This window comes from Pontibacter flavimaris, assembly GCF_001907195.1.
GTDB lineage: Bacteria > Bacteroidota > Bacteroidia > Cytophagales > Hymenobacteraceae > Pontibacter > Pontibacter flavimaris.
This window is the reverse complement of record NZ_LVWA01000007.1, coordinates 25,969-41,652: the sequence shown is the minus strand read 5'-3', so window position 1 is coordinate 41,652 and position 15,684 is coordinate 25,969. Positions and strand designations below refer to the sequence as shown.

Genomic DNA, 15,684 nt, shown 5'->3' with positions numbered 1-15,684 from the left:
TAAATCAGTTATTTGTATTGAATGTTTGAAGCCCTTAAAATGAAAAAAAGCAAGCATCATTACCTACCTGAGTGTTTCATAAAGAACTTTACTGAAGATGGCAAGACCTATATATTGGATATGTTTATTTTCAATAAGATAAAACAATATAAGCCAGACGCTTCTCCAAGTATAAATCCGCGTTCCCCGGGCTCTATTTGCTATATACCTGACCTCCATGTACTCGAAGAATCCTTCAAAAAAAGATTCCCTGCATATGCTCTATTAAATGAATTAGCACTCGAAAATGACATATTTGGTTGTCTCGAAACTGAGTATGGTAGAATCTTTCCATGTATTGAAAAACGGCAAAGACTTAATATAAGTCAAGCAATTACATTTATTAAATTCTTAATAAGCCTGAAATTAAGGAACCCATATAGAGTGAAGAGTATAGATATCACATCATATTTAAAAGATGAGTCTATAAATTCTTTGATAGAAGTAGGATTAAGTATATATCCTAATCTACCTGCTTCTGTATTTAGAGAGCTGATAGATTCAATAGCTGAAGAATATTCGAACGACCCCTCATTTATTGAGCAGTACTTTAAAGGAGGCTTACTTAGAAGGCACCTCCCGGGCGGTTTGTTAGAAAAAATAACCTCTAAACTAATCAGCTATAAGTGGTATCTTCTTGAGGCATGCACAGGAGCTAATTTTATCAGCTCAGATAATCCGGGTTTTTCTATATCTGATAATAAATCTTTCAACACTAAGTATGACAGCAACTTCTCATTTTTCTTCCCTCTTTCTAGTACATTTTGCCTATACATATCAGACAATGATTTGGAGAATGACGGCTTTTTTGGCGGGGATGAAAAATTATTTATACATCAGGTGATATCAGAGCAGTGTGTGAATGAAATTAATGAAATAGGTTTTCGCTATAAGTATAGATACATTTTTGCAAAGAAGAAGGAGTCTCTTAAATCATTTTTACCCATTATAACTGGAGGATGAACCTCCTTCAATTTTAAAGGCTTGCAGATTTTCATTTTTAAGGCCATTTCTGACATTCCCTTAACAATACAGAACAGCACTAAACGAAAAAGCCCTGCAGACTTTCATCTGCAGGGCTTTTGTACCTTGGGCCGGAGTCGAACCGGCACGAGTGTTACCTCATTGGTGTTTGAGACCAACGCGTCTACCGATTCCGCCACCAAGGCCTCTCCTTTCTGTCAGGAACGGGTTGCAAACTTAGATAATGTTTCCTGAATACGCAATAAATATTTTTTCTTCAGGTAGTAAGTTTTCACCTGCTGCAGGGCCTCTTCTTTGGTGATGCCGTGCAGCTCGGGGTAGCGCTGCAGCACCGGCAAAATGTCGTTGTCGAGCTGGGCCACCAGGCCGCTGGTATTCTCGCCAATCTCGTGCAGTTTATCGGCGTCGAAGTCAAACTCCAGCTCCATCAGCTCCTCGTTCATGTCCATCATCTCCATCAGGAAATCGCCGGGCAACTCGTTTTTGCCGCCTTCCTCCAGCAGCCCGTGTTCCTTCAGGATGTACTGCATGCGCAGGTCGGCATCAGATAAGGTGCGGTAGGCGTTAGTGTTCTGCGTGCTCAGATGCAGGATCTCCTGCTGCTTCTCCTGTGGCTCGTTGGCGTGGAAATCCGGATGGTACTCGCGGCTCAGCTTGTAGTAAGTGTTCTTTAGCGCCTTCTCGTCAAGTATAAAACTCTCGGGTATGTTATAAAATTCGAAGTAGTTTTTCATCTATCAATTATCAATTAACATTTATCAGATGGGCCTATCAAAGCAGGCCATACGTAGCAAAAGTACAGCAAAAGGGCCAAGATTGTTTGCAAGCGGAAGTATAGCTTCCGTAATTCTGATAAATGATTACTGTTAAATGGTAACTGAAGTATAAGACCAGGCTTCCGGCTTAGCGGCGAAAAGCGTTTTGGTAGCCGGCCATACTTGCCCGAACAGCTCAGAGCCGCGGTAGTTGTTCAGGTGCTCCTCGGAGTCCCAGAGGCTGTAGGTGCTGTATACATTGGGTTGGTGCAGGTCCTGCAGCAGCTCCACATGCTGACAGCCTTCGTAAGCGCGTATTTTATCTTTAGAGTTGCGGAAGATCTCCAGAAACTCCTCCGTTTTCTCCGGCCTAAACGTCATCCGGACAATGCGAATCAACATAATTTTGAATGAGTGAATGAGTGAATGAGTGAATGAGTGAATGAGTGAATTTCAGTTTTTTGACGCGCTTTTCCTAGCTTTCGCCATCACTGACAGGATTTCCGTTGTTTCCCTTTTAAGCTCAGCCACCTTCGCCTCTGTGGTAGTACCAGATTCAGAAAGGAGCTCTAACCAAAATAAGGTTTCATCTGCTTCTTCAATCACAATACTTAGCTTTGAATAAAACTCTGCTGATGATCTTGCCCTGCAGGCCGCCCTGTAATTAGCTGCCACGGATGTTGCTGAGCGGAGCAGTTGTCGCTTCATGATAGTGGCCTCTTCCGTTTTAGGCAAAACCTTTGAGAACAAAATTACATCCAACGCCAATTGCTTTGTACGCTGCCTAAACCGCTCTACAAATTGTTGCTTATCTCCTGTTCTAGATTCCTCCATCAAAATTCACTCATTCACTCATCCACTCATTCAAAACTCGTCAGTTTCCCGGGTAAAAGCGCACATCAACCTGCGAGTCGAAGCCGAGGCCGAGGAGCTCGGCGGCGTGGCCCTTGTTGATGCCGATGCACAGCTGTCCCTGGCTGTTATAGGTGCAGCAGCAGTCGCCGTCGTCTACCTGGTTGTAGTTGGGGTAGATGCGGCCAATGGTTTCGCGGCCGAAGTGGATGGTGAAGGTGCGGCCGTGCGCAATCGTCTCCACACTGTCGCGGGTGATGTCGGTGATCAGGTTGCCGAAGCGGTCTACGTGGATCACATGGCCGGTGATGGCATGGTCGCCGAGGCGGAGCTGGCGGTTAAACAGTTGCCTGATGTGGGTGGTGCGGTCGCCGAGCACGTCCATATCGCCGCCTTTGGCCAGGAACACAGCGGCAGGCGCCAGCAGGTCTCTTGCCGGAGATGGCATAAAAGGGGTGTCGGTCTTCAGCTCCACCACCACCCCCGGCTGTCCGTCTGTCAGGAGCGAGAGCAAGCCGTTGTTGGCCAGCAGAAAGTAGTGGCCTTTATACTTTGTAGCATGGTATTTGCCCTGCTTACAACCGTGGGTGTCTACGGCAATGAGATGCACGGTGCCCTCCGGAAAATCCTGGAAAACGGAACCGAAAACATACTCTGCCTGCGCGATGTTGAAAGGCTCAATGGCATGGGTAATGTCCACGACAGGCACCTGCGGGTCCAAAGAGAGGATTTTGGCTTTGACGGCGGCCACATAGTGGTCCCTATATCCAAAGTCCGAGATAAACGTAATTACAGCCATATTACGAACTATAATTTGAGTAGATTTGTATTAATAATACTGAATTTAGTTAAATTAAAAAAAATATTCCTAACCTACTATATAAGAGGATAAACATTTGGTAGAGAAAGTAATAACCTTAGAGAATATCTCCCTCATCGATTTTTTAGGAACAGAAAATCAAAACATCAAACAGCTTGCTGCAGCTTTCCCCAGCAGCAAAATCATATCGAGAGGTAACGAGATAAAGATTCAGGGGCAGACCCCTGAGATCACTAAGATTCACGAGATCCTGTCTTCACTGATAGACCATTATCACAAGTTTGGGAAGATTACGCATAACAGCGTAAATAGATACCTTGGCACGGATGCGATAACCGAGGAGGAGGTGATCATCACTTCTTCGGACGTGATCGTGTACGGCAGCAAGGGTGGTGTGATTAAAGCTAAAACCCCTAACCAGCAAAAGCTGGTGGACACCGTGGAGAAGCACGACCTGGTGTTTGCGCTGGGGCCCGCCGGTACGGGTAAGACCTATATCTCGGTGGCCTTGGCCGTGCGTGCGCTCAAGAATAAAGAGGTGAAGAAGATCATCATCTCCAGACCGGTGGTGGAGGCGGGCGAGAGCCTGGGCTTCTTGCCGGGCGACATGAAGGACAAGGTAGACCCCTACCTGCGCCCGATCTACGACGCCCTGGAGGACATGATCCCGGTGGAGAAACTGAAGTATTACCAGGAGAACAAGATCATTGAGATAGCGCCGCTGGCCTACATGCGTGGCCGCACGCTCAACAATGCCTTCGTGCTGCTGGATGAGGCCCAGAACACCACACCCGCTCAGATGAAGATGTTCCTGACCCGTATGGGCCCGAATGCCAAGGTGATGGTGAACGGTGACTGGTCGCAGATCGACTTGCCGCGCAACCAGCGCTCCGGCCTGATGGAGGCCCTCAACATCCTGCGGGGCGTGAAGGGCATCGGTTTTGTGGAGATGAGTGCCGAGGACGTGGTGCGCCACCGCCTGGTGCGCGACATCGTGAGCGCCTACAGCGAGTTGGAGGAGAAACGCCGCGCCGCCCGCGAGGAAGCCAAGGCAGCCGAAGAGGGTGCGCCCGTAAAGGTGAACGGACGCAGCAGGAGGCAGCCGGCAGAGTAGCTGTAAACGGAACTTTCTGTACCGGAATATTGATTTATACTTTTTAAAATACACCTGTAGAGACGCAACCTGTTGCGTCTCTGCTTTTTTATACTTGAGCCCCATGATCGAGGTGAAACGAGCCGCCACCGGGCAGGACCTGAAAGCGGCGTTTGCCATACGCGAGAAAGTTTTTGTGCAGGAGCAGCAGGTGCCCCGCGAGGCGGAGTATGATGCCCACGAGCCCACGGCCAAACACTACCTGGCCACTTACAAGGGAGTGCCCTGCGGAGCTGCACGCTGGCGCAAAACCGATGCCGGCGTAAAGCTGGAGCGTTTTGCCGTGCTGCCTGAGTATCGTAATAGAAGTATAGGCGCTGAGGTGCTGCGGCTGGTGCTGCAGGACGTGCAAACAGAGCAGCCGGGGCGCAAGATCTACCTGCATGCCCAGCTGCCGGCGGTGAGCTTCTACAAGCGCCACGGCTTTGTGGCGGAAGGCGATATGTTTACGGAGTGTGACATCCAGCACTACAAAATGGTTTTTAGAGGCTGATGCTGCGGTGGGCGCCATACCCGTTCGTACGCATCACGCTAAGCTTTATAGCGGGTATTGCGCTATACTTTCTGCTGGGCGGGCAGCTGGGGCACGGACTCGGGCTGCTCGTCTTTTGCTTTGCCTCCTTTCTGGCCATCGCCATACTTGCCCTAAAGTATAAAAGCCCCTCCGCGACCGATGCGGCGGGTATACTTGGTTTGCTCACGTTCATGGCGCTTGGCTATACCACAGTGTACCAGCGCACGGAACTGAATCAGCCGCGCCACATTGCGCATTTAACAACAGCCCCGACGCATTACCAGGGCGTGGTGCAGGATTACGTGCTGCAGAAGCCTGGCTACCAGAGCACGGTGCTACAGGTGGAGCAGGTAAAGGTAAACGGCACCTGGCAACAGGCCACCGGCAAGGTGCAACTCTCGGTGCCCCACGACTCGGAACGGGCGTATGAACTGAGCTACGGCGACGTGCTGCTGGTGCGGGGTGCGCCACAGCCGGTTGCGGCATCCCTTAACCCCAGCCAGTTCGACTACAGAGCTTACCTGGCCAACAAGAACATCCACCACCGCCACTACCTGCAGCCGCAGCAGTATCGTAAAATCGCCTCTCAGCCTTCTAACCCCATTTTATACTATAGCATACAGCTGCGGCGCCAGTTGGACGACTTGCTGCGCGAGCGGGTGGGGGAGAAGCGGGAGTACGCCATTTCCTCGGCGCTTATATTAGGCGTAAAGGACGAGCTGGACAACAGCATCCGGCAGGCCTATGCCGACACAGGTACCATGCACGTGCTGGCGGTGTCGGGGCTGCATGTAGGGCTTATTTTTTCGGTATTGATGCTGGTACTCTCCCGGTTCACGGCCACAGCCAGGCAACGCTGGCTAGGCGCCATACTTGTGCTGGCGGCGCTCTGGGGCTATGCCTTTGTAACGGGTCTTTCGCCGTCGGTGCTGCGGGCGGTGCTCATGTTCAGCCTGGTTACCGTGGGCATGGCGCTACAGCGGCGAACGGTTATTTATAACACCATTGCCTTTGCCGCGCTGGTGTTGCTGTATGGCAACCCGTACAACCTCTTCGACATCGGATTTCAGCTCTCGTTCCTGGCGGTGCTGGGCATCGTGTACCTGCAGCCCGGGTTTTATAGTGTGCTGAAGCTGCGAAACCGGGCACTGGATCTGCTTTGGGTGTCTTTTACGGTGTCAGTAGCGGCACAACTGATCACTTCCCCGCTTGGGCTCTATTACTTCCATCAGTTCCCGGTATACTTCTGGCTGGCCAACTTGCTGGTGGTGCCGGCTGCCACGGCGGTGTTGTACACGGGTATGGCCGCGCTGGCCTTTAGTTGGGTGCCGGGGCTTGGCTGGCTTCTTTTCAAGGTGCACTTCTGGCTGATCTGGGGGATGAACGAGTTTAACCTGTGGGTGCAGCGCTGGCCGCAGTCCATTCTCACCGGCATCGACATCAGTGTGGGGCAAACCTGGCTTTTATACTTGCTGCTGCTGGCGCTTATACTTTTCGCCGCCCTTAAAAGGCTACGGTACCTGAGCATAGCGGTGGGTCTTGTGGCCATACTTTCGGTGCAGGAGATATGGGAGGAGGTACAGCAACGGCAGCAGCGGCAACTCATCGTGTATAGCCTGCGCGGCAGCACGGGTATTGGGCTGGTGCAGGGGCAGCAGGCTATGGTTATCGCCGATTCGACGCTGCTCCGCAATCCGCAGAACTTTACCTTTAACGTGCAGCCGCACCTGTGGCAATTAGGTGTCCAGCAGCCTCAACTAACTTCTCTTGCCGGCTCCAATTCGGCCCCTACCGTGTTGCTCCCTGACAGTAACCAGCTGCTGGTATGGCAGGGGCAGCGCTGGTTTATACTTTCGCACCCGCCCAAATTGCAGCCAAAGTCCGGCTTCAAAGTCGATTTCCTCCTGCTGCGTAAGAACGTTCGCCTGAGGCCGGGGCAGTTGCAGCAGTATACTTTCGGCAAACTTATTCTGGATGGCTCCAACGCCCCCTGGTACCGGCAGCGCCTGCGCCAGCAGTTAGACACGCTGGGGATCGCCTATCATGATGTGGCTGACTCAGGGGCTTTTGTGCTGGAGTTGTAGGGTATGCTTTTCGTGGTAGAAGGAGAGGCGCATTTGCAGGTGGTGGGTTCAACCTGCTGTTCCGGACTTCTTCTTCCACGTTTCTGCAGTGCCTGGTCCAGTCACCCCTGCTTTTACCCCACCCCAACCCTCCCCTAAGAAGAGGGGAGGGAGTTTTGCAGTACCGGGTCCAACCACCCCTAACCCCTCCTTGTCTAAGGAGGGGAGTTCTGCTGAAGCTTCGTTAGTGGTGGCTATCGAATATAATCCCAGTCCTTGGGTTGAGCGCCTTGTGAGATCCGGTGCCCGTCAAGGGCAGCCGTAGCGCAGCGGAGGCAGGAGGGAACACAGCGCGATGCCCGAGAGAGTTTACCCCGATGCATATCGGGGAGCCCTCTCGGGCTTGAGAGCACCAAAGCTAGAGATGCAACTGTAGGTTTGTGGGAACTAGAGGATCAGCGGTTGCTAGTAAGGATAGCTTGTTCAAAATAGCGGGAAGCAGCGGCTAGGGAAGTATAGCCAAAGTATAAAGAGTTACCTGAAAACCTGAATTAGAAGTATAGCCTCAATAAATTGGTAGGAGCCTCTAAAAGCAAAAAGCCCTATTCCGCTAAGAATAGAGCTTTGAGAGTGCGCACGGGGAGATTCGAACTCCCACACCCGAAGGCACCACCCCCTCAAGATGGCGTGTCTACCGATTTCACCACGTGCGCCGGTAAAAGTAGGATGCAAAAGTATACACCGGCTCTGACAAATGCAAAGGCAAATACTCAAAAATTAGCCCATTTATACTTTAAAACTAAAATTCAGTGGCCAAAGAACCATATCGGGCATTTGCGGTGTTAGCACAGATGAAAGCAGGAGGCGCGCAGGGAAGTATGAAATTTTCGAGATAAAGCGGCGGTAAGTGTAGGGCGTTTCGGAGATTGTTTATACCTTTAGGCTTGTGCCACAGGCTGTAGGCGCACTTTTTATTTCCGCTCCTTTACGCTACGATAGAAATATATGAGTATAGAAATAACGGGATTGTCGAAGAAGTATGGGAAAAAGCAGGTGCTGCAGGAGCTGGACCTGACCATCGAAAGCGGGCAGATTTATTGCCTGCTGGGCAAGAACGGCGTAGGCAAGAGCACCTTCCTTAACTGCATTCTCGACCTGGTGCAGCCCGACAGTGGGAGCATCGCCCTGTTTGGCAAGGACTATCACCGGCACCAGCTGGAGGTAAAGCAGAACCTGGGCGCCCTCTGCGAAGACAACCCCCTGATTGAGGAGTTTACCGGTTTGGAGTACCTCAGCTTTGTCGCCAAGCTCTACAAGTTATCGGCAGCAGAGGCGGAGGAGCGCATCAAAAGCCTGGTTGGTTATTTCTTTACCGATAAGGAATCGCTGCACAAGAACGTGGCCGGCTACTCCACCGGCATGAAGAAGAAAGTGGGTATTGCCGCCGCCATGCTGCACAAGCCGCAGGTGCTCATCCTCGACGAGCCTTTTACCGGCCTCGACCCGATTGCGGCGCAGCTCCTGGTGCAGCTCATCCGCAGCTACCGCAACGCAAACCGCGCCATCCTCATCTCCTCCCACGACCTGAACTACGTCGAGAAGATCGCCACGCACATTGGCGTGCTGAACGACGGGCAGCTGATGTACAACGGCTCGGTGCAGGAGTTCACCATGAACGGCTCCAGCCTGATAGACCAGGCCCTGTTCCAGCTGCTGTTGCCGCAACACAACACCGAAACTAACCTGGACTGGATGCTCACCTAGAATTAGTTAAAAGTTAAGAGTTTGAAGTTAAAAGTGTGGCAACGCCTACTGTACTTCCTGCGACTCTTAACTCATAACTCTCCACTCTTAACTATAAAAATGGATTTGATCGCATTCTCTTGCCGTGCCCGTATCAACAGCTTTTTCAGGCAGAAGCGCCTGCAGCGTGTGCTGTTGCTGTCGGTAGGGCTTATATCGGCGGGCGTGTATAGCTGGCTGTTCGCGTTCCTGCTGCAGCAGGCCGGCGAGGGCAATACCAAACTAGGCGTAGACCAGGTGCTGGAGTACACCAACCTGTTCATGTTGGCCATCATCATCCTGAAGGGCTTTTTCCCGGCATACATTCCCAAGGCTAACTTGATTCCCCAGCTCTACCCGGTGTCGGCGCTGCAGCGGTTCCGCACCGAGCTGGTGGTGGAGCTGGTGTCGCCGTTTTACTTTGTGCTGCTCAACTTTCTGGTGCTGATGTACCTGATGTCGCCGCTGTATACGCTGCTGCACCTGCTGCAGAGCGTGCTGGTTATACTTACGGCACATGTTACGCTGCGCTCGCTGCAGGTGTTTATTGAGCGCCGCATGCGCTGGAGAAACGCTAACTTTTACTCGGCAGCGGTGATGGCGGCGGCCTTTGTGGCGCTGCAGGTGCGTGTGCCGATGTTCTACCCGGTATCTGAGTGGTTAATGCTGGTGGTGCACCTGGCCGCGCTTGGGGCCTTTGTAACGGCTAACTTCTTTCTGGAAAAAGCCGCCTCGGAGCCGCGCCGCAAAACCGTGAACTACAGCACCAGCGCCCGACGCAGCCTGGGGTGGCGCCTGTTCAAGAACCACAAGCAGGCCCGTCAGATGCTTATTTTTGGCTTTGTTTTCAAGGCGTTCATACTTGGAGCCGATGCACTGGCTTTCGCCAAGAAGGGTGAGCACCTGCTGGATGAGATGATGACGCTGTGGCTGTTTGTGGGGCCGCTGGTGGTGTTTTCCTACGTATTCAATAATGTGTGGGGCTTTTACCGCAACCTGTGGCTCACCGTGGAGCGCAGCAGCGGCACCACCAAGGACCTGCTGCGGGTAACGTGGCTGGCGCTGCGCCTGCCGCTGCTCATCGATGCCGTGCTTACCTTTGTGTATGTGGCTGTGTTTAACCAGGGGGAGGCCTTTTTTGTAGTGATGATGTACCTGGGCAGCGTGTTGGTGCTGGCGCCACTAAGTATAATCGCCTCTGTGGTGAGCCCAAAAACGGTGTCTGGAGGCTTGTTCAGCTTTAGCGCCAAGGCTTCCTACCTGTTCAATTTCATTGCCATAGGCCTGCTGTGCCTGCTGTTTCTGCCGCTCATACACCCACTGCTGTATCTGGTGTACCCGGTAGTGGTGGGAGGTACTATTTTCGCGCTGGTGGCGGTGCTGAAGGAATATCCCAGGTATAAGTATAAGCTCTTCGAAAGCCACTTTAAGGCCGAGGCCTGAAGTCTGAAGTCTGAAGTATAAAGTATAGCCCCGGCATTTTGTAAGTGCCGGGGCTATACTTTTATTAGCTCCCTCAAAGTATAAATTCTGAGAAATTTGAACCTAGAGCCAGCTACCTGCAGCTTACTTGCCTGGCAATAGGCTGGAGAGATCCAGCACGTTGGCTGCCACGTTGCCCTTAAGCTCTACTGAGAGCGTTACCCTGTCGGGTAAAGGCGTGATGTCCTGCACCCGGACCTCGTTTACAGCCCCGGTAAGCCTGATCCCCTTCAGCTCCAAGCCCTCGTCCAGCATTCCGTTTGCTTTCAACAGTTCCGCCGAGATTATCTCCCCCAGACTGACCCTGGCCTTCCGGAGGATCTGGCTGTAGGCTACCTTGTTTACCAGCACCTCCAGGCCAGTATTGAAAAAGCCGCTGTTGGTTCGGGATGTCAGGTGGAACTGCTGCACGTAAAGCTGCTGCGTGGCATTATCATACCCCAGGCTGGCCAATACATACAGGTCCACGTTGTCACGCTTCAGCATGGTACGTAGTATTCTGATCCTGATCCTGAGAATTACCTCCTGCGTGCCTGAGCTGCTCCCGCTTATGCCCACGTCCAGAATCTGCGCGTACGGAGGCTCGTCTGTTCCTTCTTCCGGTTTCGGGATGTACTGGCCAACCAGCTGGCTTTTCAGCACACCCTCCAGGGCAGGGTAGGAGACGGAGACAGGCACATAGATTCTAACGGCATCTTCCATAGGAATAAATTGATGGTGTAACAGGTGGCGCAGCGGCGGTTTTGAGTAGAGCTTACAGGTATATAGCGCTATTTGTTTAGAGTAGAAATAAAAAAAGCCCCAAACGTTTCGGTTTGAGGCTTTTGAAGTGATCCCGCTGGGATTCGAACCCAGGACCCATACATTAAAAGTGTATTGCTCTACCAGCTGAGCTACAGAATCGTGTGTGTTCCCTGATTGGGAGTGCAAAGATAGAAGCTTCCGTTTAAATGTCAAACACTTTTTTGCTTCTTTTCCTCTCCTTGCAAGAGGTTGAATGAAAAAGCCTCCCGGTTAGGAAAGGCTTGGGCTTTCTTTCAGTGATCCCGCTGGGATTCGAACCCAGGACCCATACATTAAAAGTGTATTGCTCTACCAGCTGAGCTACAGAATCAGTTTATTTCTTAACTTGCATGCTCAAGGCGTTTCCCTGAATTGCGATGCAAAACTAACAGCTAAGTTTTTAAATGCAAAACATCTTATCCAAAATATCTGCCTTTCTGATTATTTTTTTGGCTGTTTTGGCGGAACCGGCTTGTGCTCAGGCGTCTAAATTAACACTGGCTAAAGCAGATTCTTTATTTCAGAATCAACGTTATTCCGATGCTTTTGTTCTGTACGAGCAGTTGCTGGAGCAGGAGCAGCATTATTCGCCGCAAATGCTCCTGAAGATGGCCTACATCCAGGAGGGCCTCCGCGACTATACCGGCGCCATGTATTACCTGCACCTGTTCTACACCAGGGAGCCCAGCCGGTCTACCCTCAAGAAGATGGAGGAACTGGCGCAGGCCCACCGCCTGCAGGGCTATGAGTATAACGACCTGCAGTTCTTCAAAACCCAGTTCAGCAAACACTACATGCGCATGCTGGAGGTCATGCTGCTGGCGGCGGTCATTACGGTTACGGTGATGCTGTTCAGGTGGCGCCGGGGCTATAGATTCAGTGCTACGTTCAAAGCCGGTTTTATACTTTACCTGCTGTTCATACTTTACTACATCAATTTCCTCAACCTCGGCGAGCAGGGCATCATCAAAAACAACCAGGTAGCCATCATGTCGGCCCCTTCGGCCGGCGCCGATTGGGTGGCTACTGCCTCCCAGGGCCACAAAGTGCCCATCACCGGCGAGCAGGACATCTGGTACGAGATCAAATGGAAAGGAGAGAAGGCCTACATCCGCAAGAATAACCTGCTGGAACTGCCGTAGTTTCGTTATTGGTTGTTAGTTATTCGTTATTAGGGTTCCTCTATTACATGCTGCTTCTATTGGTCGTCACAATTCCCTGAACTTAAAGGGTGTTTCATCCTCACATGCTTCCTTGATGCAGCAAGGGGGGCTATACTTTCAGAATCTAATAACGAACAACGAATAACTATCAACTATACTATCGCTTCAGCGGCGAGTCTTTTTCCTTGGCCATCACGTTGTACACCAGCTTGTCGGCCAGGCTCGGGAAGAGCTTGTTCACCCACACGGCCAGCTTGCCTTGCGTGGTCATTACCAGGTCGCGTTTGCGCTGCAGGGTGGCTTTCAGGATGCGTTCGGCTACTTCCTCGGCGCTCATCATTTTCTCTTCTTCGCGCGGCGTTTCGCCCTGTTGCTGGCCGTTGGCGGCCAAAGCGGTGTTGCGGATGTTGGAGGCGGTAAAGCCTGGGCAGGCCAGCAGCACGTGCACGCCGGAGTATAGCAACTCGGTACGTAAGGTTTCCAGGAAGCCGTGCATCGCGAATTTGGAGGCCGAGTAGCCAGTACGGGCGGGCAGGCCACGGTAGCCGGCAATCGAGGAAATGCCTACGATAGAGCCTTTTGCCTGCTTGATGTAGGGCAGCGCATACTTGGTGCTGTACACGGTGCCCCAGAAGTTAATGTCCATCACCTGGCGTAGCACGTCCAGGTCCAGGTCCTCGAACAGGGCGCGCATCGAGATGCCGGCGTTGTTGATGAGCACGTCCAGTCGGCCATACTTGTCAACCGTTTCCTGCACCATGCGCTGGCACTGCTCCTCCACGCTTACATCGGCATTCACAGCCAGGTTATCTATACCTGCTGCGGTTAGTTCCTGGCTGGTTTGGTCAAGGTTTTGCTGGTTGCGGCCTGATACGGCTACTCTCGCCCCCTCGCGCCCGAAGGCAAAAGCCAGCGCCTTGCCGATACCCGACGTGCCGCCGGTGATCAACACTACTTTATCTTTCATTTTATACTTTCTCCATCATTAATAGGCTGCAAAGATAAATTTTATTGTTGATTGGTGTTTGTTGATTGTTGAAAGGCTGGAAAGTTGGGGAGTTAGAAAGTTTAGGAGTCTTAGCCATTGTTGGTGTTATCACCAACAATTTATACTTGCACTGTCAGATGTAAATGATGCTGGCTGAACGGTAAAGTATGAATTACCTGTTGCTGATAGACTGTAGTACCCTTGCAGCATATTTTCTTCAGGAAGCAGGCAGCGTTTCTGTATTTCTGTTGACGAATAACTAGCAACGAACAACTATTAACGAAGAACCAATAACTACTAACGAACCCGCCGCATCTCCCTATATTTTCGTAATTTTGCACCACTGTGAGAAATAAGAGCAAGAAGAAGCAATTAGTAATACTCGAGCAAGTCCGGATCGAGGAGATGGTGGCCGAGGGCAAGTGCCTGGCGCGCCACGATAATATGGTTGTTTTTGTGGCTGGCGTGGCCCCCGGCGACGTGGTGGACCTGCGCGTAACCCGCAAAAAGAAAAGTTATATGGAGGCCGAGCCGGTGCATTTTCATGAGCTGTCGGAGCTGCGCGTGCAGCCGTTTTGCGAGCACTTCGGTACCTGCGGCGGCTGCAAGTGGCAGCACATTGGCTACGACACCCAGCTATACTTTAAGCAGAAGCAGGTGAAGGACAACCTGGAGCGCATCGGCAAGGTGCCGCTACCGGAATTTGATCCTATACTTGGCTCGGAGAAAACGCGCTACTACCGCAACAAGTTGGAGTATACTTTCTCCAACACCAGCTGGCTCACCAAAGAGCAGATCCAGTCGGGGCAGGAGTATGACCGCGACGCGCTGGGCTTCCACATCCCGGGCCGCTTCGACAAGATCCTCGACATCAAGCATTGCTACCTGCAGCCCGATCCTTCCAACGCCATCCGCCTGGAAGTGCGAAAGTATGCCAAAGAGCAAAACCTGCCGTTCTTCGACATCGTGAAGCAGGAGGGCTATATGCGTAACCTGATCATCCGTACGGCTAATACCGGAGAGGTGATGGTAATTGTGCAGGTGTACGAAGACAGGCCGGCGGAAATGCAGGCGCTCATGGAGCACCTGGCTGCGACTTTTCCTGAGATCACCTCGCTGCAGTATGTGGTAAACGCCAAGGGCAACGAGACCTTTCACGATCTGGAAGTGGTATGCTACAAAGGCTTGCCTTACATCCATGAGGATATGGAGGGCATCAAGTTCCGCGTAGGGCCGAAGTCGTTTTACCAGACCAATGCCGACCAGGCGTATGAGCTGTATAAAAAGACCCGCGAGCTGGCCAACCTGACCGGAAACGAGTTGGTGTACGACCTGTATACCGGAGCCGGTACCATCGCTAACTTTGTGGCGCGTCAGGCTCGCGAGGTAATCGGGATAGAGTATGTGCCGAGCGCCATTGAGGACGCCAAAATAAACTCGCAGATCAACAACATCACCAACACCACCTTCTACGCCGGCGATATGAAAGATATTCTGTCGGATGAGTTGGTTGCCCGCCATGGCAGGCCGGATGTGGTGATCACTGACCCGCCGCGCGCCGGCATGCACGAGGATGTGGTGAAAAAGCTCTTGCAGGTGCACCCGAACCGCATCGTGTACGTGAGCTGCAACCCTGCCACGCAGGCCCGCGATGTGGAGTGGCTCTCGGAGAAGTATGACGTAACACGCGTGCAGCCGGTAGACATGTTCCCGCAGACGCACCACGTAGAGAATATTGTATTGTTAACCGCTAAATAGATAAACGTATCTCGTAGCACGTATCAAGTATCACGACAAAAGTATACGAAAGTCTTGCTATCTGATACGTGCTACGAGATACGCGAAATAAATATGGAAAACGATCCGGAACTGAATGGTAAGTACCTGGGCACCATCTCAAAGGATTTTGTGGTGGTGGCCGAGACGCTGAAGGAGGCATCGTACCAGGTGCGCAAGCGTAAGATCTCAGAGTACCCGATTTTTGTGTTCAGCCGCACGCAAGTGCCGGTGGGCTCTGTGTTCCTGGCCAAGGAAGAGCTGGCGCTGGACTGGCACATCAACGCCTCGTACCTGGAAGACTTCGTGAACCGCCAGCTGGTGGTAGAAGAGAAGGTGGAGGAGTTTAAAGCCGCCTACAAAGACCCCGACGAGTTTTGCTGCCTGTTTGTAGTGGATGGCGAGTTCCAGAACTTCGTGTTCATCCCTTTCCCGGAGGATTAAGGGCGTATCACGTATTTCGTATCAAGAATCACGACAGTAAGTTAATGTGGATGTAAAAACAGAAGAGGAGCACAGTTTTGTGCTCC

General features: G+C 51.8%; 15 protein-coding genes and 4 tRNA genes. 9 read left to right on the top strand and 10 right to left on the bottom strand.

Annotation, left to right across the window (positions count from 1 at the left end):
• Positions 1-39 precede the first annotated feature (39 nt).
• Entirely contained in the window at positions 40-1,002 is a 963-nt protein-coding gene (locus A3841_RS12830) for a DUF4238 domain-containing protein (RefSeq protein ID WP_170866194.1), read from the top strand.
• Between the two features lie 122 nt (positions 1,003-1,124).
• Here A3841_RS12830 and A3841_RS12825 read toward each other — a convergent pair.
• From A3841_RS12825 to A3841_RS12805, 5 genes are all read right to left on the bottom strand, one after another.
• Positions 1,125-1,208, bottom strand: a tRNA-Leu gene (locus A3841_RS12825).
• A 12-nt stretch (positions 1,209-1,220) separates the two neighbouring features.
• Positions 1,221-1,757, bottom strand: coding sequence for an iron-sulfur cluster co-chaperone HscB C-terminal domain-containing protein (locus A3841_RS12820; protein ID WP_073852743.1), 537 nt, complete (start codon positions 1,755-1,757; stop codon positions 1,221-1,223).
• A 132-nt stretch (positions 1,758-1,889) separates the two neighbouring features.
• Entirely contained in the window at positions 1,890-2,180 is a 291-nt protein-coding gene (locus A3841_RS12815; RefSeq protein ID WP_073852742.1) for a putative quinol monooxygenase, read from the bottom strand.
• Positions 2,181-2,231: 51 nt separating this feature from the next.
• Complete coding sequence (locus tag A3841_RS12810; RefSeq protein WP_073852741.1) at positions 2,232-2,612, bottom strand: four helix bundle protein; 381 nt, start codon at positions 2,610-2,612, stop codon at positions 2,232-2,234.
• A 40-nt stretch (positions 2,613-2,652) separates the two neighbouring features.
• Positions 2,653-3,429: an SAM hydrolase/SAM-dependent halogenase family protein gene (locus A3841_RS12805; protein WP_073852740.1), complete on the bottom strand. Its 777-nt coding sequence runs from the start codon at positions 3,427-3,429 to the stop codon at positions 2,653-2,655.
• Positions 3,430-3,526: 97 nt separating this feature from the next.
• Here A3841_RS12805 and A3841_RS12800 point away from each other — a divergent pair, with 97 nt between their 5' ends.
• The 3 genes from A3841_RS12800 to A3841_RS12790 all read left to right on the top strand — a co-directional run bounded on the left by A3841_RS12800 (position 3,527) and on the right by A3841_RS12790 (position 7,201).
• The gene (locus A3841_RS12800; protein WP_073852739.1) at positions 3,527-4,564 is read left to right on the top strand and encodes a PhoH family protein; all 1,038 of its coding nucleotides are present in this window, start codon (positions 3,527-3,529) and stop codon (positions 4,562-4,564) included.
• Positions 4,565-4,667: 103 nt separating this feature from the next.
• Complete coding sequence (locus A3841_RS12795) at positions 4,668-5,096, top strand: GNAT family N-acetyltransferase (protein WP_073852738.1); 429 nt, start codon at positions 4,668-4,670, stop codon at positions 5,094-5,096.
• Positions 5,096-7,201 carry a ComEC/Rec2 family competence protein gene (locus A3841_RS12790; protein WP_073852737.1) on the top strand — a complete coding sequence of 702 codons (2,106 nt, stop codon included), beginning with the start codon at positions 5,096-5,098 and terminating at the stop codon, positions 7,199-7,201. The genes A3841_RS12795 and A3841_RS12790 overlap by 1 nt, the downstream gene beginning before the upstream one ends.
• 610 nt (positions 7,202-7,811) lie before the next feature.
• On the opposite strand, the gene A3841_RS12785 is transcribed toward A3841_RS12790, so the two are convergent.
• Positions 7,812-7,893: transfer RNA gene (locus tag A3841_RS12785), tRNA-Leu, on the bottom strand.
• A gap of 292 nt (positions 7,894-8,185) precedes the next feature.
• Between A3841_RS12785 and A3841_RS12780 the strand changes: the two genes are divergently transcribed.
• Positions 8,186-8,944 (top strand): ABC transporter ATP-binding protein, encoded by a 759-nt coding sequence (locus A3841_RS12780; protein WP_073852736.1) that lies wholly within the window; start codon positions 8,186-8,188, stop codon positions 8,942-8,944.
• 99 nt (positions 8,945-9,043) lie between these two features.
• The gene (locus A3841_RS12775; protein WP_073852735.1) at positions 9,044-10,405 is read left to right on the top strand and encodes a hypothetical protein; all 1,362 of its coding nucleotides are present in this window, start codon (positions 9,044-9,046) and stop codon (positions 10,403-10,405) included.
• 123 nt (positions 10,406-10,528) lie between these two features.
• On the opposite strand, the gene A3841_RS12770 is transcribed toward A3841_RS12775, so the two are convergent.
• From A3841_RS12770 to A3841_RS12760, 3 genes are all read right to left on the bottom strand, one after another.
• Positions 10,529-11,146: a DUF4403 family protein gene (locus tag A3841_RS12770; protein WP_073852734.1), complete on the bottom strand. Its 618-nt coding sequence runs from the start codon at positions 11,144-11,146 to the stop codon at positions 10,529-10,531.
• 128 nt (positions 11,147-11,274) lie between these two features.
• Positions 11,275-11,347: transfer RNA gene (locus tag A3841_RS12765), tRNA-Lys, on the bottom strand.
• 138 nt (positions 11,348-11,485) lie between these two features.
• Positions 11,486-11,558 (bottom strand) — tRNA-Lys (locus A3841_RS12760).
• 73 nt (positions 11,559-11,631) lie between these two features.
• On the opposite strand from A3841_RS12760, the gene A3841_RS12755 reads away from it, so the two are divergent.
• Positions 11,632-12,369: an SH3 domain-containing protein gene (locus tag A3841_RS12755; RefSeq protein WP_073852733.1), complete on the top strand. Its 738-nt coding sequence runs from the start codon at positions 11,632-11,634 to the stop codon at positions 12,367-12,369.
• 178 nt (positions 12,370-12,547) lie between these two features.
• Here A3841_RS12755 and A3841_RS12750 read toward each other — a convergent pair whose 3' ends face one another.
• Positions 12,548-13,357, bottom strand: a complete 810-nt coding sequence (locus A3841_RS12750) for an SDR family oxidoreductase (protein WP_073852732.1) — start codon at positions 13,355-13,357, stop codon at positions 12,548-12,550.
• Positions 13,358-13,783: 426 nt separating this feature from the next.
• Between A3841_RS12750 and rlmD the strand changes: the two genes are divergently transcribed.
• Positions 13,784-15,136 (top strand): 23S rRNA (uracil(1939)-C(5))-methyltransferase RlmD, encoded by a 1,353-nt coding sequence (gene rlmD / locus A3841_RS12745; RefSeq protein ID WP_073852837.1) that lies wholly within the window; start codon positions 13,784-13,786, stop codon positions 15,134-15,136.
• 93 nt (positions 15,137-15,229) lie between these two features.
• Positions 15,230-15,598 (top strand): hypothetical protein, encoded by a 369-nt coding sequence (locus A3841_RS12740; RefSeq protein ID WP_073852731.1) that lies wholly within the window; start codon positions 15,230-15,232, stop codon positions 15,596-15,598.
• The last annotated feature ends 86 nt before the right edge of the window (positions 15,599-15,684 follow it).

Excerpts from the sequence above, each read along its gene's own strand:
- A3841_RS12830 (WP_170866194.1), top strand. The coding sequence starts at position 40 with ATGAAAAAAAGCAAGCATCATTACCTACCTGAGTGTTTCATAAAGAAC.
- A3841_RS12820 (WP_073852743.1), bottom strand. The coding sequence starts at position 1,757 with ATGAAAAACTACTTCGAATTTTATAACATACCCGAGAGTTTTATACTT.
- A3841_RS12815 (WP_073852742.1), bottom strand. The coding sequence starts at position 2,180 with ATGTTGATTCGCATTGTCCGGATGACGTTTAGGCCGGAGAAAACGGAG.
- A3841_RS12810 (WP_073852741.1), bottom strand. The coding sequence starts at position 2,612 with ATGGAGGAATCTAGAACAGGAGATAAGCAACAATTTGTAGAGCGGTTT.
- A3841_RS12805 (WP_073852740.1), bottom strand. The coding sequence starts at position 3,429 with ATGGCTGTAATTACGTTTATCTCGGACTTTGGATATAGGGACCACTAT.
- A3841_RS12795 (WP_073852738.1), top strand. The coding sequence starts at position 4,668 with ATGATCGAGGTGAAACGAGCCGCCACCGGGCAGGACCTGAAAGCGGCG.
- A3841_RS12790 (WP_073852737.1), top strand. The coding sequence starts at position 5,096 with ATGCTGCGGTGGGCGCCATACCCGTTCGTACGCATCACGCTAAGCTTT.
- A3841_RS12780 (WP_073852736.1), top strand. The coding sequence starts at position 8,186 with ATGAGTATAGAAATAACGGGATTGTCGAAGAAGTATGGGAAAAAGCAG.
- A3841_RS12775 (WP_073852735.1), top strand. The coding sequence starts at position 9,044 with ATGGATTTGATCGCATTCTCTTGCCGTGCCCGTATCAACAGCTTTTTC.
- A3841_RS12770 (WP_073852734.1), bottom strand. The coding sequence starts at position 11,146 with ATGGAAGATGCCGTTAGAATCTATGTGCCTGTCTCCGTCTCCTACCCT.
- A3841_RS12755 (WP_073852733.1), top strand. The coding sequence starts at position 11,632 with ATGCAAAACATCTTATCCAAAATATCTGCCTTTCTGATTATTTTTTTG.
- A3841_RS12750 (WP_073852732.1), bottom strand. The coding sequence starts at position 13,357 with ATGAAAGATAAAGTAGTGTTGATCACCGGCGGCACGTCGGGTATCGGC.
- rlmD (WP_073852837.1), top strand. The coding sequence starts at position 13,784 with ATGGTGGCCGAGGGCAAGTGCCTGGCGCGCCACGATAATATGGTTGTT.
- A3841_RS12740 (WP_073852731.1), top strand. The coding sequence starts at position 15,230 with ATGGAAAACGATCCGGAACTGAATGGTAAGTACCTGGGCACCATCTCA.